The sequence below is a fragment of the Pseudoalteromonas sp. SR41-7 genome (assembly GCF_014163935.1).
In the GTDB taxonomy this organism is placed as follows: Bacteria; Pseudomonadota; Gammaproteobacteria; order Enterobacterales; family Alteromonadaceae; genus Pseudoalteromonas; species Pseudoalteromonas distincta.
Genome location: NZ_JACJEF010000005.1, coordinates 300,909 through 321,647, shown reverse-complemented (window position 1 = coordinate 321,647; position 20,739 = coordinate 300,909). Strand labels below are relative to the sequence as shown.

The following is a 20,739-nucleotide window of genomic DNA, read 5'->3' as shown; positions in this document are numbered from 1 at the left end:
CAGAGCTTTTTTTGATCTTTAGGACGGGAAAAGCAAGGAATGCAAAAAGCAACACAAGATAAAAACGTAATTCAAATTAGCACCCCTGTTGGTAAAGATGCCCTCTATTTAACTCGTTTTGTTGCCCAAGAGGCAATGTCTGATTTGTTTGTTATGTCGGCCAATATGTACACTATTGGAAAACAAATCGCGCACGAAGACTTAGTGGGTAAACCTGTATCTATTAAAGTAAAAAATGCAGATGGCGGTGGTGAGCGTTACTACCACGGCATTGTTAGTCATTTGGTTTCAAATGGCAGCCGTACGGCTGATGTTGACGAGCAAAAAAATTATATAGATTATCAAGCGACGATAGTTCCATTCGCAGCTTCAATGCGCAATCGTAAAAATAGCCGCATTTTTCAAAAGAAAACAATTAAAGAAATATTTGCTGATTTATTTGGCCAACACAATGTTGCCTTTAGCGATAAAACCAGTAAAACCTACCCTAAATATGAATATTGTGTTCAGTATCAAGAATCTGATTTTGATTTTATTCAGCGCTTATTCCAACAAGAAGGTATATTTTACTTTTTTGAACACTCAAACAGTAACCATACGCTTGTATTAGCTGATGATATTACGGCTTACGAAGTATGTAATGAAGGCAAAGTTGTATTTTCAACTGGCCATTTAAGCGAATCACACGTATCGCGCTGGCAAGGTGGCTTAAGCATTGCCCCTGGTAGTTTTAAACGTGTTGGTTACGATTTTAAACAGCCATCACGATACCCAGATGGCGAGCAAGCAAACCCTGAGCTTCCTACTCAATCGGTCTCTGAAATTTTTGAATACACGGGCGAGCAAGAGTGCCACCCGCGCGCTGCTAATCTAGCGTCTGTGCAGCTAGAGTCACTGCAAAGAGACATGAAGCTTTCTAGTGGGCGCAGTGATTGCCGCTCATTTACTGTAGGTAAGTTATTTAGTTTTAAAAAGCACGAAGACCCTCGTCTTGAAGGTAAAACATTTGTTATTACCTCTATGATGACTTCAATTACAGTACCCAACCAATCAGGTTCGCAGCAGTCATCGGTAGAAGAAGTTTATTCAAATCACTTTGAATGTGTACCAAAAGAAATCCCTTACAGAGCACAAATAAATAAGAAAAAGCCTGTAATAAATGGGGTCCAAACGGCAATCGTAACTGGCGATAGCGCTGATGAAATTATGATTGACCAATATGGTCGTGTAAAAGTGCAATTTGATTGGGACAGAGAAGGCAAAAAAGATTCTAAAAGTTCGTGTTGGATCCGCGTTGCCCAAAACTGGGCTGGTAAAAAGTGGGGGGCTTTTTTCTTCCCTCGCGTTGGCCAAGAAGTACTTGTGGATTTTATAAATGGCGACCCAGATCAACCTATAATAAGTGGGGCCGTGTATAACGCAGACTTAATGCCTCCGTATGCATTACCGGCAGAAAAAACGCAAAGCGGCATAAAAACGCGTTCTACAAAAGAAGGCGGAGCAGATAATTTTAACGAGCTTAGGTTTGAAGATAAAAAAGGCAGTGAGCTGGTTTATCTTCAAGCAGAAAAAGACAAGCAGCTCTATGTTAAAAACGATCAAAACGATAAGACAGATCACGACCACAACATTGAAATTGGCAACGACAGAAAAACAGATATTGCTAACAACGACACCCTTAATGTTGCTAAAAATCGTATTGTCGAAATGGGTGAAAACGATACTTTAAAAGTAGGCAAAACATTAAATATAGAAGCGGGTGATGAAATAGTTATTAAAACAGGCTCTGCACAAATTAAAATGAGCAGTAATGGTAATATAACTATTGAAGGCACTAATATAAATATTAAAGGTAGTAATGTTAAAGTTGACGGCAGTGCTATTACTTTATCAGCTGGAATGATTAAATTAAATTAGTGCAAATATGGAAATAATAAATAGCTTTCATTCAGGACTTAGAAACGGCATTAATAATAACGGATATGTTGTATATTGCCGTTATGGGCTTGCGCATTTAATATGTTTGCCAATTAATAGACCAGACGATCCATTGCTAAATCCAGCATTAAGTCACCTAAAAGCAATGAATGGTTATTACGCTGGTCAGTTTTTAAATAATTTACACCCAGTATTAAATAGTGAAGATGTTGTGTCGGGATTATACCAATATGCTATGCAAAGCCCTGTTGCACTTTCAGATTATTCTCAAAGTGAATTAATAGAGTGTTTATCTCTATTAGTGGCGCACAGCAAGTTATTAATTATCCCTTTATTTGATTAGTTTTATTTAAAAATATAAACAGACAAGGAGTCTTTATGGGCAAGCCCGCAGCTACAATTGGTCACATGCATGTGTGTCCCAAAACAACCGGCACAGTGCCGCATGTAGGCGGCCCTGTAGTTATTGGTTCAACTAATGTCTTAATTGGTGGAATGCCTGCTGCGCGCAAAGGCGACATGATGGTGTGTATTGGCCCACCAGATAGTATTAAATCGGGTTCTGGCTCGGTTAAAATTAACGGTAAGCCTGCAGCTAGAATGGGCGATGACAGCTCCCACGGCGGTAAAATTGTTGTTGGCAACCCTACAGTATTAATAGGTGGCTAACCTTGCTATCTACATACCTAAGTAATCATAAAGCGCAACTGCTAGCAATTAGTGAAGCACAATATTGCCCTTTTACATGCGTAGGTTTTATTAAAACGCTTAAAACAAAGCTATTAGAAGCATGTTGGTTAACGGCTAAGAAAAATAACGTCCCACAAAAATTTAGCCAGCCAGATTTAGTGCAATTAATCACTTTTTTACAAAGTGACCCCAATATTGATTCCACTGCACAAGCATGCGTTGAGGTAATGGCTAATTTGCCTCAAAACATTAACTTAGCGTTTATTAACGCTTTAATGAACGAGCCTACCTTACATAGCCTAACTAAATTAATTATTTATAAAGTGTTATTACAACAACATAGCTTGAATTTAATCGCTTATATTGACTTAAAAACTTTGTGCTTTGCATTAACCACTGACAAAGAGTCACTTGAGCATTTACAGCCAGCGTTGGAGCAAAATTTATTAATAAGTAGCCAAGCCAAAAATACCGAAGTAATAAATACGTTTAAACACTTATGCAATGCTGGGCTTATTAATTCTCCGTTAATGTCGCTTTTTTTATTATCACTCAGTTGGGAACAGGTGAATGTAGTTGGCAACCATGCAAGCAACACTTTAACGGTTGACCAAACTATGCAGGTATTACTGCAAAGTAGCTTTGCAAAATTAATTCCATTAGCTAATACTTTTTTAAATAAAGTTGAAGAACCACATACCATTATTGCTTTAATAAGGCGCTTGCTCGGCGATAAGCTTGATTTATTAGTGAGCTTTGAAACACAACTGCAAGCATGGCAAGGTGATGAGTTATCGTGTAGTGAATTTAAGCGTCAGTTACACACTAACTGGCCAAAGTTTGAGGGCGAGCTTTCATCTTCGCGCTTAATAGCAGGTAAAGCGCTAAATACTAAGTTAAATGCTATAGAAATGTCTGCTATGGATAGCTATAGCCAAGCTGTATTTAACTTATATAACTACTACCAACACGCTACTGCTAAAAAGTTAGCTGCGGAGGCCGTGTTGTGAGTGCTTTTAATATTAATATGGAGTGTTTTTTAGCGCCATTTTCTCAAGACATAGATGAGCTTTTATACGGCGAAGAGTCTGTATTAAATGAGTTTAAAGAATGGCAATCGTGGAATGCATGCATTTACGATTGTATATTAAAAGCAAAAGAATTATTTGCAAAAGTTGAAGACCTACAAGCGCCTTTGGTTTGGTTGCTTCCTGCGCTTGAATACCAAGGCGAACTTAAGCAACTTTTGGCAAATAGTTTAAAACAGTTATTTCCACAGCATGTAAGTCATATTTTGTTTTATGGTGCTACAGGCGCTAATGCAATGATCGAACTTGTGCAAAAAAATCAGTGGAAAAAGGTTAACGTACTTGCAGTAGACGCTACACACAAAGCAAATAGTAACAGTGAATATGCCTATCAAGGTGTTGGTGGTGCACTTGCAACTGTTACAGCAGTTAAAACTGGTTGGATGCAACAAAGCCACGAACTGGCTCCATCTGTAGATTTTATAAAGCATAACCAATTAAGTGGGATTTTTTCTAACATTGCGCTTAATAGTAAAAAACAAATAGATTTTATATGTGCGCCAGGTAATGGCGTAAACCACGAAAGCGATGTGTGGTTAACAAATTTACAATTGCTCAGTAATTTAATTAGTGAGCATACACATTATGAATTACCTAATTACAAATTAGGTAAAATTGGTGCGCTTGAAGGACTCGTCAATTTATATCAATTGACCTCAAGCCCGGCTATTGTAAATCACTTTAAACATGCGTTAGTGATTTCTCAAGAACAATCAAAATACCAGGCCGCAGCATCATACTTATGGATAAGTGAGGAAGTACACAACTAATGCAAAGTAATACAGTTGTTTTACAAGGAACAAGTTACCCCATTTGCCTCGTTGCTGGTAAAGGCCAAACGCCCTCTGGCTATGCACCTGCAGTAGCAAACACGGCACAAAGTGCTAAACAGCAAATAGCTGAAATTGGTGGTGCGCTAACTGGCGATGCTGCCAAACGCCTCGACGTAATTAACTTATTAAATAGCGCAGGCGTTAGCTGCCCACGCAGCGCCTCTGCCCGCGAAACCGCAAGTGCACTTACCCAAGCTTTAATAGCTGGCGCTGTAACGTGTTATCACCAAAAAGCAAAGTCATCTATTCAAGTTAGTGATAACACCAATAGTGGAGCAGCTGGCAAAAAGTCGAGCAAAAAATCAAGCTCAACAGCAAAAGGGAAAAGCGCATCGCAAGCACCCGCTAAAAACACTGGCGGTGCAAGTAATAACACCGCAAGCGAAGAGCCCATTACAAATCAAGAGTGCCGTTCAGATCCTGTATCAATGCTGTCGGGCGAAGAAATTCTCCCGCTCATCGACTTTACCCTAGCAGGGAGTCGGCAATTAGTGTGGCGACGTTTGTATCGCTCATCTCATGCTGATGTGTGTACAACAATGGGTAATGGTTGGCGCCATGACTTTATGGCAAGCCTTACAGAGCATTACTTGCCGCCGCCAAAAGTGGGTCCTAAACAAAAAGGCACCTACTGGTTAGAGTACCAAGACGAGCACGGCGCTAAACATAAATTTGAAAAGGTAAAGCCTGGCCAATCGAGCTATCAGTTAAGTAGTAACCTTGCACTGCATTACCAAACAAATGGCAAGCAAGTCCTTGTAACGCCAGATGACCAACACCTTACGTTTAAACCAGGCGAAAGCGCATGGTTGCTTGAAAAAATAATTAACGAAAAAGGTCAAAGCATCGCGCTTTATTACGATGCAAAAGAGCGCCTACACCGTATAGAAGTAAACAAAGTGCGCGGCTGTATTATTAGCTACAACGCGCAAGGTTTGTTAAGCAAAATAGCAGCGTACTGCACCGATAAAAACAACAAACAGCAATTACTATCGCCATTACTAGCAAGCTATGAGTACGACGAAAACAAAAACCTTGTTCAGTCTACTAATCAGCAAAACGAAACTGAGCGTTACGCCTATAACGCCGCTAACTTATTAACAAAGCGTACCCGAGCCAGTGGCTTTAGCCATCATTTTGAGTGGGATAGCTATTCACCGAGTGCTAAATGTACAAAACAATGGGGCGATAACAATACTTATACTTACCAGTTTGAATATAACTTAGAGGCTGGTGAAACAACCTGTATAGACTCTCGAGGCCACAAAGAGCACTTTGTACATAACGCACAAGGTAAATTGGTAAAACATACCGACCCTAACGGCAACGTTTGGCAATATACATACAATGCGCAAGGCCAAAAGCTCAGTGAAATTAAGCCCGATAGCAGCACAACGCGCTATAGCTATACACCTTATGGCCAATTAGAAACAATAACGCAGCCAGATGGTAGCCAAACCCATTTTGCTTACAACCAACTTGGGCAACGTGTATTAACTACCTTACCTGATGGCCAAACCATTACGCGTAAATACAGTGTGGCTGGATTATTACAAAGCGAAACCTTTGGCGATGGCCGTACCACGTTATACAGCTACGATAAGCTTGGCCAGTTAACTCAGCATATAAATAAAAACGGCCAAATCACCAAGTTTATTTGGAACGAGCAAGGCGAGCTATTAGCAAAACATCATAACGATGAGTTAATACGTTACAGCTACGACAGCTTAGGCCGCGTAAATGCCACACTTAATAACGCAGGGTTACTCACTCAATATAAATACAATGAGCATGGCCAGCTTACGCAAACCATTGCCTTTGATGAAAAAGAGCCTGAAAATAAACAGCATCAAAATTTTAGCTACGACGAAGCAGGGCGATTAATTAGCTCGCAAAACAGCAAAGGCGATACCACAGAGCAACATTTTGAAGGGCTAAGCCAACCGCACTGTGTTATTCAGCCCGATGGCAGCGCCCTGCATTTAACGTACGACAAAGAGCGAAACTTAACAGCCATCGAGCGAAGCGACGGTCACGTATACCGCATAAGTTACGACGCGAACGAAAACCCAACACAAATAACCGGGTTTGATGGTACGCTACAGCAATATAAGTACGATGCCTGTAACCGCTTAGCCTCAGTAACGCAAAGCAACAAACGCCATGTAAAAATAGAGCGCGACAGCCTTGGCCGTGTAACTGCGCAACATGCAAGCCTTGCAAGCGACTCACATATAATTAATAACGCCAATTACTACAGCTACACAAAGCAAGGTAACATTACGCGTGCACATAATGCACAATCAACCTTAAAGCAGCAGTTTGATAAAGGCGGGCGGCTACTGTGCGCCGAGCAAGTTAATAACCAGCAACAAGCGCATACCTTAAAATACAGCTACGACGAATATGGCAGAAGACAAACCCTTACCCTGCCAGATTCAACTACGCTTAAATACAGCTACAACCAGTTTGGCCAGCTAAGCGGTATTAACTTACAGCAAACCAACAGCAAAGAGTTTGAACTTGCAAAGCCGCTTGTAACATTAGGCTACGACAGCCAAGGTAATATTAAAACCCAGCAGTTTGGTAACAGTATTACCCTCAATCAACAGTTTGATGTATTTAACCGTTTAACGCAGCAACAGCTTACACACCCAGCGCAAACATTATTTGATACCTGTACGTACAACTACGACAGTGTAAACCAGCTTATTGCCCGCAAAAATGAAGGCGTAAGCAGCCAGAATATCAATTTTGAATACAACAGCCTCGGCCAGTTAATACAACAAACATTGGCAGGCGAGCAGAACAATAAAATCACACACTATCAGTGGGATAGCTTTGGTAACCCACAAAGCCAAACAGTTAAATCAAACACAAGCGATGCAGACCTTAGAGATACAGGCGAGCAGGGGATAGAACATGATGCAGCCAGCAACGAGTATACAGCCAGCTCTTCTATTGATTTAACGCGCGCCACCCATAGCGAATACAATGAGTTAGCAGCAAATAGTAGTGAAAATAGTAGTGAAAATAGTAGTAAAAATAGTAGCAACGCTGACTCAGTAGCAAACAATGAAGGCACTAACAACACCACAATAAACAGTGCCACCGACGCCGACCGCCTAACACACTTTGGCGACAGCGACTTTTACTACGACGAGTTTGGTAACCAAATACGCGAAACCGGCAAAGGCATTAAAACCCGTCGTGAATACAACGCGTTTAATCAGTTAAGCTGTTTTAACAACAACGGCACGCTTACCCAATACGACTACGACCCACTAGGTCGTCGTATCGCCAAGCACACCGAGCACGGTAAAATTGACTACATTTGGGATAACGACCAGTTAATCGGCGAATGCCAACATGGTGAATATACCTGGTATATTAACCTGCCTAATCAATTTCACCCAGTCGCACTAATTAAACAAGGTGAGGTGTATTACTATCACCTAGACCAGCTTAATACGCCGCGGTTTGTAACCAACAGCAAAGCAGAAGTCGTATGGGAAAACCAAGCCGATGCGTATGGTTATGAAGAGCCAGAAGCCGAGCCTGACACTAATAAAGAAAACACCTTCACTCAGCCAATTCGCTTTCAAGGGCAATATTTAGATGAAGAGAGCGGCTTACATTACAACCGCTACCGCTACTACAGCCCAAAACAACAGCGCTTTATAAACCAAGACCCGATAGGGTTAGTGGGTGGTATAAACCACTATCAATATGCGCCAAATCCGGTTAATTGGGTGGATCCGTTTGGGTTGTTGTGTGCAGAGGGTGAAAAAAGATTAAAAAACAAGCTGAATTCGTTAGTAGGTAATGGTTTCGATCAAGAAACAGTGGATGCGATTTTTAAAATGGCGATAGCATGTACTCCAATTGATAATAAAGATATATCTACAATTGATTATCCACCAGAAGGTGGTGTGTATCGTAAAAAGCATGAGTATAGCTTTGAAAATATTCTCCCTGAAGAAAATAAAATTACAATAACAAGAGAGATGCCATCGGGCAAAAGGATATCTCAAACCGTCAGTATAAAAGATTTTGCTCAGCAGCATATTGATAACAATGAAAAAGTAGCCAACATTCATTGGGGTAAAATTTTAGAAAAAGAGCATGGCGTTGCTAAACCAAGCCCTGAAGAAATGGAAAATGCTCATGCTCACCATATTGTATTTAAAGAAGGTAGTGGTAAGCAAAAAGAGTGGGTGCTTAAGAGTAAAGCTATTTTAGAGAAACATAATATTGATTGGCTTAAAGGTAAAGAAAATCTAGTATGGGCACCTAATATTGAAGGGTTACATACCGAAGAAATGGCCAAGCTAGTATATGAACATTTAGAAGAAGCAGAGGATGAGTACGGTACTCCAGAAGCTGTTATTGAAGCACTTAAAGAAATGGGCGAGCTCGCTTCCCAACATATAAGAGGAAAAGTATACACATGAGCAAAGAATTAATTAGAGAAGCTTCTAAATTTATCGCTGAAAACGATGTTGAATCGTTACAATTTTTTTTAAAAAAGCACCCTGAATTGATAAGCCATAGTTTTTTATCGAATCGGAACTGGCTACATAAAGCAGCTAAATTTGAATCTCCAGATGTAATTTCAATGTTAGCTGGCTTAGTTGATAAAGAATGTGTTGATGACTTTGGGAGGACACCTCTAAGCTCTGCATTAATTAGCGGTAAATTAACTCCAACAGAAAAGCTTGTAGGCTTGGGAGCAAATGTTAATCATAATAGTACAAGCTCTCCCTTATCATGTGCCGTATATAGCAAAAGTAAAGAACTATTAAAGCTACTGATAGAAAACGGCGCAAATAACGAAAGTAAAGAAGAGCTTATTCGTTATGGTCGTGGCGTTGGTTATAAAAATATCGAAGACGATTTAAACGAACTTAATTATGTATCAGCAATAACAGAAACGTTTAAAGATAAGTTAAGTGCTCATTATGGCGCATTGATTGATGTGCAAAGTAAAGAGACACCATGTATTTTGTATTCAAAACAAGCAAAGGGCAAGTTTGCTGTTTTTTCTGAAAACATCAATAAAGATGCTGAAATAATGTTTGAAGTAACAAAGCAAGGTTTTGATACGGCAGAAGAAGTGCTTACTCAGTCATACCCGTGGTTGTTTGATTGGTTAGAAGTTATAAACCAAGTAGAAATAGACCCAACTCAACGGGTCATTATTATTACCCGAGAAGTTGAATGCACGCCATATCAAGGCATTGCTTTATTACTAGAAGATAAAATTAGCTATAACAATAATCCTGTTAACATTTATAGATTATTTCCGCTTTACCAAAAAGAAATAGATGCCGAAAAACAATATGGCATAGCTGCGTTACTTAAACAGTTTGAAGTAAAAGGTGTCAGTCAAGCAATTCTTAAAAATCGAAAGCCAATACTTTAGTATATTTCGGTAAAGTTTATTTCTAAGATATTTTTAGGTAGGGACTAGAACCACTATGTTTGGTTTAATAAAAAAATATGACGTACACATGTGCTCTGAAGTTAAAGGGATTATTACTTTAAACGGCAATCCCGTTGAAGGTGTTTTAATTAATCGCAGCCTCAAATTTGCACATAAAATTGAAAAAGAAGATCAGGTCATTACAGCTTCCGATGGCACCTTTAATATGCCAGAAGTTGTTGTTGAGTCAAAAATACCCGGTGATATGTTCTCCCATGAAGTTACTTATCAACTTATTACTGCAATTCATGGCGGTGAAGAGTATGAGCTTTGGAATAGTGAGCTACGTGGTATTGATGAGCCCGACGAGTACAAACAAAAGCTAAGCAGTCTAAACGCCGATTTAGTATCACCTAATGTGGATTTTATATTTCCTAACCATGCTCATGAAAATTTAGATTTTTATGGCTCGAGTATTTGTAGATGGGAAAGTGACTTTGAAATCTATGAAACTGAAGACGACGATACGGATTATTTTAAAGATTTTAAATAATAAAAGGATTTTACATGAAAATTTTATCTCCTAGCATAGCGGCACAACTGGCTGATTTTGCGTACAAAAGCATTGCGGTTTCGGCGGCTGGTGATCAGTCAAAAAAAATAAAGTCGAATCCAATTATTAGTAAGCATTTTGCATTTGATTCAAAAACATCAACACTAACAGGTGTAAGTGGCACAACAGCAGAGCATGTATTGAACCAATCTACTGGTTTTGGCTTTTTTGGTGTAGGCAAAGGTACCGGTAACCATGCGGGCGAGATTGTTATAGCAATACGGGGTACTGCTGGGCTTGCTGATGCGTTAACAGATTTACACTGTGGTGTTACCGTTGGCCCAAATTTAGCTCCGGTACATTCTGGATTTAATCGTACTTTTGAAACTATTAAACCGCAACTAGCAGCAATATTGAGTAAGGCAGGTGGGCGCCCTGTTCACTGTATTGGCCATAGCCTTGGTGGTGCTTTAGCAACGTTAGCAGCAAATTGGATTAAAGCTCAATATAAGGTGCCTGTAAAACTTTATACTTTTGGATCTCCAAGGGTGGGTCTTAACCCTTTCGCAATTAAAACAGAGACAAGATTAGATGGCATTTATAGGGCTGTTCATCGTAGCGACCCTGTAGCTATGGTTCCTGTTTGGCCGTTTGTACATGCGGGGAGCGAATATAGGCTAAGTACGTGTGTTTCATTAACGGGTGCGGCGCATAAAATGGCAGGTAATGCGCCAGGTTATATTAACACTGCAGCTAGTTACCCTGACTATAAAAGTATGCAGAAAGGCTCGATATCTAACTTAACGATGACACGTCTAAAGTACTATAACCGCCATCATGCTTCTTTTAATGCACATTGGTCTGAAAAAATCACAAGTGCCCTTATCACTTTATTACGTGAGAGCGGTAAGTTAGCAAGTATTATGGGTCAAATAGGCACATCAGGTGTTTTAACTATTTATGATTTATTAGCTCGGTCAATTGTAGAGATTTCTCAAATGTCGATTAAGTTTGCTGAAGATAGTAAAGGGCTAATTGGGCATATACTTAACTTTGTAGGAAAGCCATTTGTTGCCGTTGATATAACTTATGCAGGTGTAAAAAAAGCTTTAACTTGGATGTTAGAAAAACTTAAAACACTAGTAATTGCTGCGGTCAAAGTTTCACCTCATATCGCCTTTGGCTAGTAATTAAATTAAGGCTCAGGTAACTACTGAGTCATTTTTATAAAGCGGGCCACAATTAGTAAATGTAAAATATCTAGTTTAAAAGCCCTTCGAAGTTATTAAACATAAGGAAATACAGTGAATAAAATAAACACGGATGTAAATTATAAAACAATGGCCGGTAATGCACGCTTAGTGATGCTTGGTGAATCAAGCCATAGCACTGCCGGATATAAGTATGAAGCAATAAAGGCAATCAAACAGCTAAAAGCTGCTGGTTTCACGCATTTTGCAATCGAAATGCTACCAAGAGCTATGCAGGAAAAAATAGACTTTTATCAACGCACAGGTAAAGGCTTTAATGTTATACAGCAGTATTTTAATAAATATTGGACCCATGGCTATTTAACACCTCATGCTTATGGTGAACTTGTTAAGGCTGCGCGCGATATTGGAATGAAAATAGTCGCGCTCGACGTGTTAGTCGAAACAATGGATATAATGGATAGTGTATGTTCTTCGGATAAGGGTATAGGAGGCGACTGCTTTGATACTCATACTTATAGAAACGCACTTTGGGCAGTTAATTTAGCTACTATATTAAACCGTTCAAGTCAGAATAGAGTTGTTGCTTTTATGCATCGCTTTCATGCTGTATTAAATGCAGCAGACCAGCCTGGTGTTGATGTATTTCTTAAAGATCACAATATTTTCAATGTACGCTTTATCGACTTTATTGGAGGGTTAAGTTGCATAAGTGATAGACGTTGCTCAGGTGACTCAAATCAGGATAAATCCCTAAAAGAGCTTTATTTTTATCGAGAAGGCTACCCGTACGAATCATCTGTTAAATCCTTTCAAGTGCATATACCTGAAAAACGTGTAAATAGTGATGGTTCACTACAATGGTAAAAATAATATCATTAATTATCTTTACGTGGGGTGTTGTATTTTCTTCTGTTTCGAGAGCATCGCTTTTTCCTAATATAGATATTAACTCCCCTAACCTAACTGTAGAAAAAGCCGCAAAGCAATGCCAAAAAAGCTTAATGCATGCACCTGAACAATTAGAAGCATGGTGTGAAAAAGCTTATAGTCTTGGAGATTGGGAGGCTTTGTATTACATAGGTGTGCACACCGGAGATGGTAATCGTTATTTGGAGGAACTTAATTCTCGTATTGCAAATAACGAGTATAGTGCTTTAAAAAAACTTGCTTGGATATACCGAAGTGGCCACTTCGTAAAAAAGGATTTAAGAGAATCTGCACGATTATATGAATTGTATTTACTGCATGATAATGAAATAAACTTTCAAACTGTTTCGGCACATTTTGAACTATCCACTATTTACCAAAGACTTGGTATGTGGAATAAAGTGATTACCCATACTGATTACGTTATAAATTATGCAAATAGAGCTGATTGGGTGCATCGCGCTAAATATATACAAAAGCAAGCCAAAGCCTCGTTAGCTGAAAATTAAACTTTAAATGTATTTACCTATAAATATAAAGGGAGCTATAAACGCCTAAACTAAAGCGCTATAGAAATGATATGGAACAACAAAACCAACAAACACTAACTAACCTTGTTTACGATATATATGAAGACCCAACTTTAATAGAAGAGCATCAAGTGCTTATAAACCCTTTGTTGAGCGATTTAGTTGCTAGTGCGCCAGCTGGGTTTGAGGGCATGGCGACGATGATTAATACTCATATTTCTAATGGGTTTAAATTCAAAAATCCTAAAATACAAAAATTTGAACTTGAGTCGGGGCTTTTAAAACTTAAAACGTATTTTCAAAAAATAAACCTATAACCCCCATCATAATTACACACTCAATTTTTAATATTAATGCAGCACTAGTGCTGCATTAATTTTTTCTCATCAAGGATGATCTATGAGCCTTATCACCACGAGTATTTTAATACTGTTTTTACAGCCTTTATTTGTATATTTAGCTCTTTTTAAAGAGTCTGAGCAGAGTGCCCGAAACCGTTCACTAGATAACGAAGATGCTATGTATCTATTTATAGCGCCTGGTTTAGCCGTATTTTATCCTGATGACTTTTGGCAGGCGGTACTTTATTTAGGAAGTGTATGCCTGTTAGGTTTAATGCTTGCCATTATTGTAAAAAGCAAAGCTAAAAAGCGATTAACAAGAGATGACGCTATCGGGTTTACTATTGCCAGTTTTTTATTTTTTGGGATTATAAAATTAATTATTGGTGGGTTAGGATATTTTTTTAGCGAAAATGCCGCGAATGCTTCAGCGCCTGTCATAGGTGAACAAACTTATTCATCAACTACAGGTGAGCTTTTAAACTGGGGCTATTTGTATTATCAGTTTTGGCCAACGCTATACTTTTTACTCTTTATGTTAGCAACATTAGTTATAAAAATGATTGAGAGCCGGTTTAATAAACATTCATTTTCAGGCTCGCTCTTAATATTGGGCGCAGTTTTGGCAGGTGTATCACCGTTATTTGGGGATGCTTTTATTTTAGGCGTTATCGCTAACTTTTTTATATTTTTTGTTGTGTGCACGGCATGTATAGAAATTGATAAAAGGAGCGATCCTTCCGCTGGTGCTATTAGTTTTATATATGGTTTTTTGCTTGTGGGCGGTATCGCGTTTAGTAGTATTGGTAAATTAATATATACGCTATTTTATAATTAAATTAGGATTGTTTTTTGATTAAAAAACATGCAGTATAATTGTACCTAATTAGTATGTTCCCCTACTTTTTTTTAATATAAATATGGTTGGTGTAATTAATTGGCCATAAACATTAAGTAGCTTATAGCTAGGTCTTGGGAGAGTGTTTGCTTTGTTTTTATCGCGTTTAAAAATTTTTGTGTTGGTAATAGTCTCTATTGCCGTTGTTTTTTTTACTACATCACAGGCTTGTGCGGATATGTTTGGCTTTTTTAATAAACAAGAATTTTATTTATCGGCTCCAGTAAAGGGGCAGTTATTAGATAATGGGCAGCCAGTTGCAAACACTAAAGTAATGCGCTCACTCACCTATGGCGATGAATACGTTGACGAAACCACAACAGACGAATACGGTTATTTTACTTTTACAGAAAAAACAATAAAGACAGGTAAGCCCTCTAATATGTTTGATAACGACTCGTTGGTTCAGCATATTTATTTAGAAAACGGCACGCCAGAAGGAATTGTTTTATGGTACACGCTTGTTTCAATTCATGAAAAAAGTGACACACTTAAAGAGCTTCTTGCACACTTGAAGTGTGATATTTCTAAAGAGCCGCAAACATACGATATTCCAATTAAAGAAGATACAAGCCACACTTTTGCGATATACACATCATGTAAACTTTAACTATTTATTTAAAGGGAACTTATATGAATACTTTGACACCCACTCAAGCCGTACAATTAGCAAACCTTGCTTATAAAGCAAAAAGTATTAAAACCACTAATTTACTCAATCGCACACTTCATGCCTCTTTGCGCGACAATTTTAATTTTTCAGTTAATCCAGGTGCAGTACAAGGGGTAACGGGCAGCTTTTTTTCTCATTTATTTAATTTAAGCACGGGCTTTGCTTTAGTAGGGCATGGGCTTGGCGCGTATGAGGGCGATTCGGTTATAACTATTCGGGGAACTAACTCGCTAAGAGATGGATTAACCGATGGGCACTTTGGTGTGAGTGGTGGGTCAAATGGCAGTATGGTGCATGCTGGTTTTAATAAGACCTTTTATAGTATGAAGCCTGCGCTGCAAGAGTTTATAGCAGCGAATATTCAAGATAAAGTGACTGGTTGCGTTCATTTAGTTGGCCATAGCTTGGGTGGTGCGTTAGCGACGCTTTCTGCTGATTGGATCAAAGCTGAGTATTCACTTCCTGTAAAATTATATACGTTTGGTTCGCCACGTGTTGGGCTTGAAAACTTCTCTCGCGCAGCAACATCAAGAATCGATAAAATTTATCGCTGTACACATGGGGCTGACCCAGTGGCTAAAGTGCCTTTATGGCCTTTTTCGCATGCTCCGCACAATGGCCAAGAAATACGTTTAGATAGTGGACAAGGTTTAAAAGGTGCTGCTCATACTCTTGCTGGTACGCCTGGCTACTTAAACACTGCCAATAGCAATAATTGGAACAACTTAACTATACAAGCTAATCACTTTTTAAACATGCCTGTGCGTTTAAAATTTGAAGACAGAAATCAAGCATCATTTACCTCACATTGGGCAGATAAACTTGGTGCTGCATTAATTACCCTTTTAAAAGATGCAGGCTATTACAGCGCAGTTGCTGCCCAAGCAGCCATTGGAACCGGTCTCACTTTTTACGATATGTTGGCGCGAACGCTTGATAAAATAGCTAAAGCGTCAGCCTCGTTTGCAACACAAACCTTAGGTTTACTAGGGCATATGTTAGTGTTTGCTGGCAAAGTAATTAGTAAAGCGGTGGAGCTTACATATAGCTTTATAAAATCGGTATTCGATTCAACCCTAGGTGCTTTATACCGAGCGGCGAGAGAGGGGCTAAGCGGCTTAGATTAACTTTAATCTAGCCCTCAATCTCGCTCTAACAAAATAGCACCACTTTGGTTTTCGCCTAAGTGGTCGTTTTTGTTATAAATAGGGCATTTACTCATAGATAAGCACCCACAGCCAATACATCCATCAACGCGATCGCGCAAACGCTGCATATACGCTATTCGCTCGTCCAGCTGTGCTTGCCATTGCTTTGAAAGGGCTGCCCAGTCTTTTTGCGTGGGTGTGCGCTGATCAGGTAATGTTGCCAATGTTTGTTTAATTTCATCAAGGGTTATTCCCATTGCTTGTGCGGCTTTTATTACCGCTATACGGCGCAGTACATCTTTTTTATAGCGGCGTTGATTGCCGCCATTACGCCAGCTACGTATTAGTCCTTTTGTTTCGTAAAAATGTAGGGTTGATACTTTTACGCCGCTACGCTTTGCTACATAACCCACGGTTAAGCTGGCCTCAGTTAGTTTTTTTTGATCTATTGGCATTATTTTTAATTTCCGATTGACCTCAATATAACTTGAGGTTTTAAGCTTCTTGCAACATTAAAAAAGGAGCTAACTAAATGCAACAAAAACTTGAGCGTAGCACTGTTATTATTTATTCAAGCGCACGCAAAAATGGTAATACACAGGCGCACGTTAATGGATTTGCAGAGCAAAATGCTGTGCGTGTAATTTGCCTGGATGATTATAAAATTGCGCCATACTGCTATAACAAAAACTATAAAAATGATGATTTTTACACTGTGTTTGAATCGCTTTTAAAGTATGACCATTGGGTGTTTGCCTCGCCCGTTTATTGGTATAGCACCACGGTACAAATGAAATTATTTATCGATAGAATAACCGACTATATGGACGATGAAGTATTAAAACCTAAGCTTCGTAATTTACGCAGTAAGCATTTTTCAGTGCTTTCTAATGCGTCATCAAGTGAAGCCCCCGCCTGTTTTGTAGAGCAGTTTAAAAATACGTTTAGTTATTTAGGTATGCAGTTTATTAACCACAGCCATAAAAGTACCCAAAAGGTTGCTTAAATTGCAGCCTTTTTTGGTTGTCTCTGGTAGTTTAGTAATAATCTTAAAAAACACAGGATTGTTTTATGAAATATTTACTATTGTTAGTGCTGCTTTTTAGCCCTTTAATATATGCAACAGAGCAACCAATTAAGGGGTATGGTAATTATTACAATGTCCCCGAGCATGATGAAATTAATGACGCTACGGTATTTAAAATAGCATTTGATGTTGCTGATGGCGCTAAAGAAGGCGCGCAAAATAATTCAATAAATTCGCTAGCGCGTTTTATTAACATGCATGTGGCGCATGGCGTAAAGCCTGAAAACATACAACTTGCATTAGTTGTGCACGGTAGCGCAAGTGTTGATGTGTTAGCTAATAGCGAATATAAAAAACGCTTTAACGCTGACAATAAAAACCAAGCGTTAATTGATCAGCTACTAGCAAACAACACTAAAGTGTATGTTTGCGGGCAATCTGCTACTCACTTTAAAGTAACGCCAGCGCTTTTAATTGAGGGTGTAAAAATGTCGCTTTCGGCTATGACCGCTCACGGACAACTTCAACAACAAGGCTATACGCTCAATCCATTTTAATGACTCAAATAATAAAAAATATTCTCTGCTTTGGGGATTCAAATACATGGGGCTTAAACCCTGTAACGGGTAAACGTTTTGATGAAAATACCCGTTGGACATCACTTTTAAATAAAAACTTAGGGTGTGGTTTTAACGTAATAGAGGCAGGGCAACCTAATCGCACGTTAGTGCATAATCCCCCGTTTGACGGTGTGCTTAATGCTGTTAGCTATTTAAAACCTTATTTGGATAAGCATGATCTCGACTTTATTATTATAGCTCTTGGTACAAACGATCTTAAAAAACGTTTTAATTTAACACCTACTTTAATAGCAGATGGCTTGAATGATTTAATTAACTCAATACACATTTATTATCAGCAAGGTAGTACTTTAAAATCTCCTAAAATTATTATTGCTAGCCCACCTAAAATAAGAATTACCGAGCAGTATTCACGTATTTATGAAGAGGCTGATACTAAAGCAACAGAGCTCTCTAGTGCATTTAAAAGCGTTGCAGCTAATAATAAGTGCGCTTTTATTGATTTTAACTCGTTTATTAGCATAACAGATGGTGATGGGATTCATTTTGATGATGTCCAACATTTGGCAATAGGCTTTAAAATAGCGCAATTGGTTCAAAACTCACTCAATAATTGTTAAATCTATCTGTGTGAATTTAATGCGACTTATGCAATCATCTAATAAAGTAGTGATATAAATTAACAACTTCGAGATGCTATGAAAAAGTACCAACAAAAATCTATTATAGCCGTTCTAACCGGAGTGTTAGTTTTTATAACTGGCTGTATTATTTTACTCAATTTTGCAGCGCAGCAATTAACAGCACAAACAAAGTCAGATGCTGAGTATATTCTCACTCATGTAGAAGGTGCAATTGCAGAGCGGCGTCGAATACTTACCCCATTAAATAAGCTTGCGTTTAAACAGTGTGACAACACAACTCTTCTTGAGATGCGCCGCGCTTTATTTGACGCAAAATATGTAATTGATATAGGTTTTTTTAAAGATAATCAGCTAGTTTGTACTACGGGTGCAGGCTTATTAAGTAAACCAATTAACGACAAACAGCCTGACTTTATTCGAGATGATGAACAGGTGAGGGTCCGTTTTGAGCCAGAGCTTTATCTATTATTATTTAGTGAGCGCCCTATGGAGGTAATTATAGTCAGACAAGGGGACTATAATTTAATTATGCAGAGTACTCCCTTTACCAACATTGGCATTACTGTGCCAGATTGGGAAGTTGTTTATAAAACACCAAATACTTTGCATCATTTAGCAGGTAAAGAGGACCTCTACCTTCAAGTAAAAAACAATGTTTTCTTTCCTTACGAAACTAATTTAGTTTGCAGTTCTGCAAGTAGCCAATATTGTGTGGTAGTGCACTTACCTTGGAGTCTGTTTTTTTCTAATAACCACTTATTATTAATAATTTCGTTAATTTTAACCTGTTTAGCGGGAATATCGAGTGCGTTAATAGTTGATGCAAGAATTGCTGCACGTCGCTCTATTAATCAGCGTATTCGTAAAGGACTCAAAAAGGGATCATTTTATTGGACTTACCAGCCTATTATTTGTTTGCAAAGTGGCAAGCTGATTGGTTGCGAGGTACTTGCACGTTTTGAAGATAAGTACGGTGTTTTATTTCCAGATGAGTTTATTCCGGTTATTAGAAAAAACAATTTAACCTGGACTTTTACTGAGGCCATGATTGCCACTACAATCAAAGAGCTAACCTCTATAGAGGTATTGCCTGAAGGCTTCAAAGTGTCGCTTAATATATTTCCGTGTGATGTAGAGCTGGGTAACGTGTCGTTGCTGCCACAAATTACAGAGCTTACCAATTCACGCTTTATTATTTGTTTAGAGATAACTGAAGACGAATACCTTGATACAAGCATCGCGCATGCTCATTTTAGAACCTTGGTTGAATCGGGATTTAACTTATCATTAGATGACTTTGGTACGGGTTATTCGAATTTAAGAAATTTACAAAATTTGAGCTTTCATCAACTTAAAATTGATCGTACGTTTGTTCAAGATATAACAACTGAGGGCTTAAAAGCCTCTATGATCCCGAATATTATGGAACTTGTGCATAAGTTTAATTATACCTGTGTAGCAGAAGGAATTGAAACGACTGAGCAAGAAGCCATTTTAAAAACAGCGGGTGTGCACTACGGACAAGGCTGGAAGTACGGTAAGCCCATGACTGCGTCTAAATTTAAAAATTATATAACTAGTCAGCATTTTTAGATCTCAGCTGCCATACTAAACGTATCGGTATGAAATTTATAAATATTAGGTTTATTATGATCAAATTAACATTAAGTGCTTTTGCACTTTTACTACTTAGCGCATGTACAACACAGTACCCAAACCAGCAATTAACAGGTAAGCAGTTCCCAAGCATTAGTGGTGAAAGCTTAGAGCAAAGTTTGGTGACTATACCTAGTGATTTTAAAGCAGATAAAACACTACTGCTCATTGGGTACAAGCAAGACAGCCAGTTTGATATAGACCGTTGGTTAATTGGTTTAGATATGGCGGGCGTAACGCTCCCTACATACGAACTACCAACCATTGCCGGCATGGCACCACGTATGTTTAGCACATTTATAGACAGCGGTATGCGCAAAGGCATCCCTAAAGAATTATGGGGTGGGGTAATCACTATTTATAAAGATGGCGAGACAGTTCAAAAGTTTACAGGTAATCAAAGCCCAAATAACTCTCGTGTGGTACTTATAAATAGCAGCGGCGAAATTTTATATTTTTATGATCGAGGTTTTTCGGTTGATGCGCTGAATAAATTAAAAGCGAGTATTGAGTAATTCACTTTAGCCTTTAAATTCATTTGTTTAGGTTAATTAAAGTGAAAGGGAGCGAATG

21 protein-coding genes are annotated in these 20,739 nt (G+C 38.6%); 20 read left to right on the top strand and 1 reads right to left on the bottom strand.

The window, feature by feature from the left end:
- The first annotated feature begins 39 nt into the window (after positions 1 to 39).
- From H5092_RS09400 to H5092_RS09330, 15 genes are all read left to right on the top strand, one after another.
- Positions 40 to 1,917 (top strand): type VI secretion system Vgr family protein, encoded by a 1,878-nt coding sequence (locus H5092_RS09400; protein ID WP_182733396.1) that lies wholly within the window; start codon positions 40 to 42, stop codon positions 1,915 to 1,917.
- Between the two features lie 7 nt (positions 1,918 to 1,924).
- Positions 1,925 to 2,281 carry a hypothetical protein gene (locus H5092_RS09395; RefSeq protein WP_182671935.1) on the top strand — a complete coding sequence of 119 codons (357 nt, stop codon included), beginning with the start codon at positions 1,925 to 1,927 and terminating at the stop codon, positions 2,279 to 2,281.
- 35 nt (positions 2,282 to 2,316) lie between these two features.
- A complete protein-coding gene (locus H5092_RS09390; RefSeq protein WP_024595244.1) occupies positions 2,317 to 2,607 on the top strand; it encodes a PAAR domain-containing protein in 291 nt (96 codons plus the stop codon).
- A 2-nt stretch (positions 2,608 to 2,609) separates the two neighbouring features.
- Positions 2,610 to 3,638 (top strand): hypothetical protein, encoded by a 1,029-nt coding sequence (locus tag H5092_RS09385; protein WP_024595243.1) that lies wholly within the window; start codon positions 2,610 to 2,612, stop codon positions 3,636 to 3,638.
- Positions 3,635 to 4,486 (top strand): hypothetical protein, encoded by an 852-nt coding sequence (locus tag H5092_RS09380; protein ID WP_182733395.1) that lies wholly within the window; start codon positions 3,635 to 3,637, stop codon positions 4,484 to 4,486. The genes H5092_RS09385 and H5092_RS09380 overlap by 4 nt, the downstream gene beginning before the upstream one ends.
- Entirely contained in the window at positions 4,486 to 9,003 is a 4,518-nt protein-coding gene (locus H5092_RS09375; protein ID WP_182716261.1) for an RHS repeat-associated core domain-containing protein, read from the top strand. The genes H5092_RS09380 and H5092_RS09375 overlap by 1 nt, the downstream gene beginning before the upstream one ends.
- Positions 9,000 to 9,974: an ankyrin repeat domain-containing protein gene (locus tag H5092_RS09370; RefSeq protein ID WP_182716260.1), complete on the top strand. Its 975-nt coding sequence runs from the start codon at positions 9,000 to 9,002 to the stop codon at positions 9,972 to 9,974. Before H5092_RS09375 ends, H5092_RS09370 begins: the two co-directional genes overlap by 4 nt.
- Before the next feature lie 55 nt (positions 9,975 to 10,029).
- Entirely contained in the window at positions 10,030 to 10,527 is a 498-nt protein-coding gene (locus H5092_RS09365; RefSeq protein ID WP_182716259.1) for a DUF6795 domain-containing protein, read from the top strand.
- 14 nt (positions 10,528 to 10,541) lie between these two features.
- Positions 10,542 to 11,714: a lipase family protein gene (locus tag H5092_RS09360; protein ID WP_182716258.1), complete on the top strand. Its 1,173-nt coding sequence runs from the start codon at positions 10,542 to 10,544 to the stop codon at positions 11,712 to 11,714.
- 117 nt (positions 11,715 to 11,831) lie between these two features.
- Complete coding sequence (locus H5092_RS09355) at positions 11,832 to 12,605, top strand: ChaN family lipoprotein (RefSeq protein WP_182716257.1); 774 nt, start codon at positions 11,832 to 11,834, stop codon at positions 12,603 to 12,605.
- Positions 12,599 to 13,177, top strand: coding sequence for a hypothetical protein (locus tag H5092_RS09350; protein ID WP_182716256.1), 579 nt, complete (start codon positions 12,599 to 12,601; stop codon positions 13,175 to 13,177). Before H5092_RS09355 ends, H5092_RS09350 begins: the two co-directional genes overlap by 7 nt.
- Before the next feature lie 71 nt (positions 13,178 to 13,248).
- A complete protein-coding gene (locus H5092_RS09345; protein WP_058547829.1) occupies positions 13,249 to 13,515 on the top strand; it encodes a hypothetical protein in 267 nt (88 codons plus the stop codon).
- 82 nt (positions 13,516 to 13,597) lie between these two features.
- A complete protein-coding gene (locus H5092_RS09340) occupies positions 13,598 to 14,377 on the top strand; it encodes a hypothetical protein (RefSeq protein WP_182733394.1) in 780 nt (259 codons plus the stop codon).
- Positions 14,378 to 14,615: 238 nt separating this feature from the next.
- On the top strand, positions 14,616 to 15,047 hold the full coding sequence (locus tag H5092_RS09335) for a DUF6795 domain-containing protein (protein WP_259398380.1): 432 nt from the start codon (positions 14,616 to 14,618) through the stop codon (positions 15,045 to 15,047).
- 23 nt (positions 15,048 to 15,070) lie between these two features.
- Positions 15,071 to 16,237 carry a lipase family protein gene (locus H5092_RS09330; RefSeq protein WP_064387120.1) on the top strand — a complete coding sequence of 389 codons (1,167 nt, stop codon included), beginning with the start codon at positions 15,071 to 15,073 and terminating at the stop codon, positions 16,235 to 16,237.
- 14 nt (positions 16,238 to 16,251) lie between these two features.
- Here H5092_RS09330 and soxR read toward each other — a convergent pair whose 3' ends face one another.
- Positions 16,252 to 16,713 (bottom strand): redox-sensitive transcriptional activator SoxR, encoded by a 462-nt coding sequence (soxR, locus tag H5092_RS09325; protein WP_182733393.1) that lies wholly within the window; start codon positions 16,711 to 16,713, stop codon positions 16,252 to 16,254.
- 77 nt (positions 16,714 to 16,790) lie between these two features.
- On the opposite strand from soxR, the gene H5092_RS09320 reads away from it, so the two are divergent.
- The 5 genes from H5092_RS09320 to H5092_RS09300 all read left to right on the top strand — a co-directional run bounded on the left by H5092_RS09320 (position 16,791) and on the right by H5092_RS09300 (position 20,681).
- Positions 16,791 to 17,264: a flavodoxin family protein gene (locus H5092_RS09320; protein ID WP_182716254.1), complete on the top strand. Its 474-nt coding sequence runs from the start codon at positions 16,791 to 16,793 to the stop codon at positions 17,262 to 17,264.
- Positions 17,265 to 17,329: 65 nt separating this feature from the next.
- Positions 17,330 to 17,842 carry a DsrE family protein gene (locus tag H5092_RS09315; RefSeq protein ID WP_182716253.1) on the top strand — a complete coding sequence of 171 codons (513 nt, stop codon included), beginning with the start codon at positions 17,330 to 17,332 and terminating at the stop codon, positions 17,840 to 17,842.
- A gap of 8 nt (positions 17,843 to 17,850) precedes the next feature.
- Complete coding sequence (locus tag H5092_RS09310) at positions 17,851 to 18,486, top strand: SGNH/GDSL hydrolase family protein (RefSeq protein ID WP_182716287.1); 636 nt, start codon at positions 17,851 to 17,853, stop codon at positions 18,484 to 18,486.
- 78 nt (positions 18,487 to 18,564) lie between these two features.
- Complete coding sequence (locus tag H5092_RS09305) at positions 18,565 to 20,103, top strand: EAL domain-containing protein (RefSeq protein ID WP_182719969.1); 1,539 nt, start codon at positions 18,565 to 18,567, stop codon at positions 20,101 to 20,103.
- A 56-nt stretch (positions 20,104 to 20,159) separates the two neighbouring features.
- A complete protein-coding gene (locus H5092_RS09300; protein ID WP_182733392.1) occupies positions 20,160 to 20,681 on the top strand; it encodes a hypothetical protein in 522 nt (173 codons plus the stop codon).
- Positions 20,682 to 20,739: the final 58 nt, after the last annotated feature.

Bases quoted from the DNA above. Each gene is read 5' to 3' on its own strand.
- H5092_RS09390 (WP_024595244.1), top strand. From the start codon at position 2,317: ATGGGCAAGCCCGCAGCTACAATTGGTCACATGCATGTGTGTCCCAAA.
- H5092_RS09395 (WP_182671935.1), top strand. From the start codon at position 1,925: ATGGAAATAATAAATAGCTTTCATTCAGGACTTAGAAACGGCATTAAT.
- H5092_RS09340 (WP_182733394.1), top strand. From the start codon at position 13,598: ATGAGCCTTATCACCACGAGTATTTTAATACTGTTTTTACAGCCTTTA.
- H5092_RS09330 (WP_064387120.1), top strand. From the start codon at position 15,071: ATGAATACTTTGACACCCACTCAAGCCGTACAATTAGCAAACCTTGCT.
- H5092_RS09315 (WP_182716253.1), top strand. From the start codon at position 17,330: ATGAAATATTTACTATTGTTAGTGCTGCTTTTTAGCCCTTTAATATAT.
- H5092_RS09305 (WP_182719969.1), top strand. From the start codon at position 18,565: ATGAAAAAGTACCAACAAAAATCTATTATAGCCGTTCTAACCGGAGTG.
- H5092_RS09350 (WP_182716256.1), top strand. From the start codon at position 12,599: ATGGTAAAAATAATATCATTAATTATCTTTACGTGGGGTGTTGTATTT.
- H5092_RS09345 (WP_058547829.1), top strand. From the start codon at position 13,249: ATGGAACAACAAAACCAACAAACACTAACTAACCTTGTTTACGATATA.
- soxR (WP_182733393.1), bottom strand. From the start codon at position 16,713: ATGCCAATAGATCAAAAAAAACTAACTGAGGCCAGCTTAACCGTGGGT.
- H5092_RS09375 (WP_182716261.1), top strand. From the start codon at position 4,486: ATGCAAAGTAATACAGTTGTTTTACAAGGAACAAGTTACCCCATTTGC.
- H5092_RS09370 (WP_182716260.1), top strand. From the start codon at position 9,000: ATGAGCAAAGAATTAATTAGAGAAGCTTCTAAATTTATCGCTGAAAAC.
- H5092_RS09365 (WP_182716259.1), top strand. From the start codon at position 10,030: ATGTTTGGTTTAATAAAAAAATATGACGTACACATGTGCTCTGAAGTT.
- H5092_RS09400 (WP_182733396.1), top strand. From the start codon at position 40: ATGCAAAAAGCAACACAAGATAAAAACGTAATTCAAATTAGCACCCCT.
- H5092_RS09320 (WP_182716254.1), top strand. From the start codon at position 16,791: ATGCAACAAAAACTTGAGCGTAGCACTGTTATTATTTATTCAAGCGCA.
- H5092_RS09360 (WP_182716258.1), top strand. From the start codon at position 10,542: ATGAAAATTTTATCTCCTAGCATAGCGGCACAACTGGCTGATTTTGCG.
- H5092_RS09300 (WP_182733392.1), top strand. From the start codon at position 20,160: ATGATCAAATTAACATTAAGTGCTTTTGCACTTTTACTACTTAGCGCA.
- H5092_RS09335 (WP_259398380.1), top strand. From the start codon at position 14,616: ATGTTTGGCTTTTTTAATAAACAAGAATTTTATTTATCGGCTCCAGTA.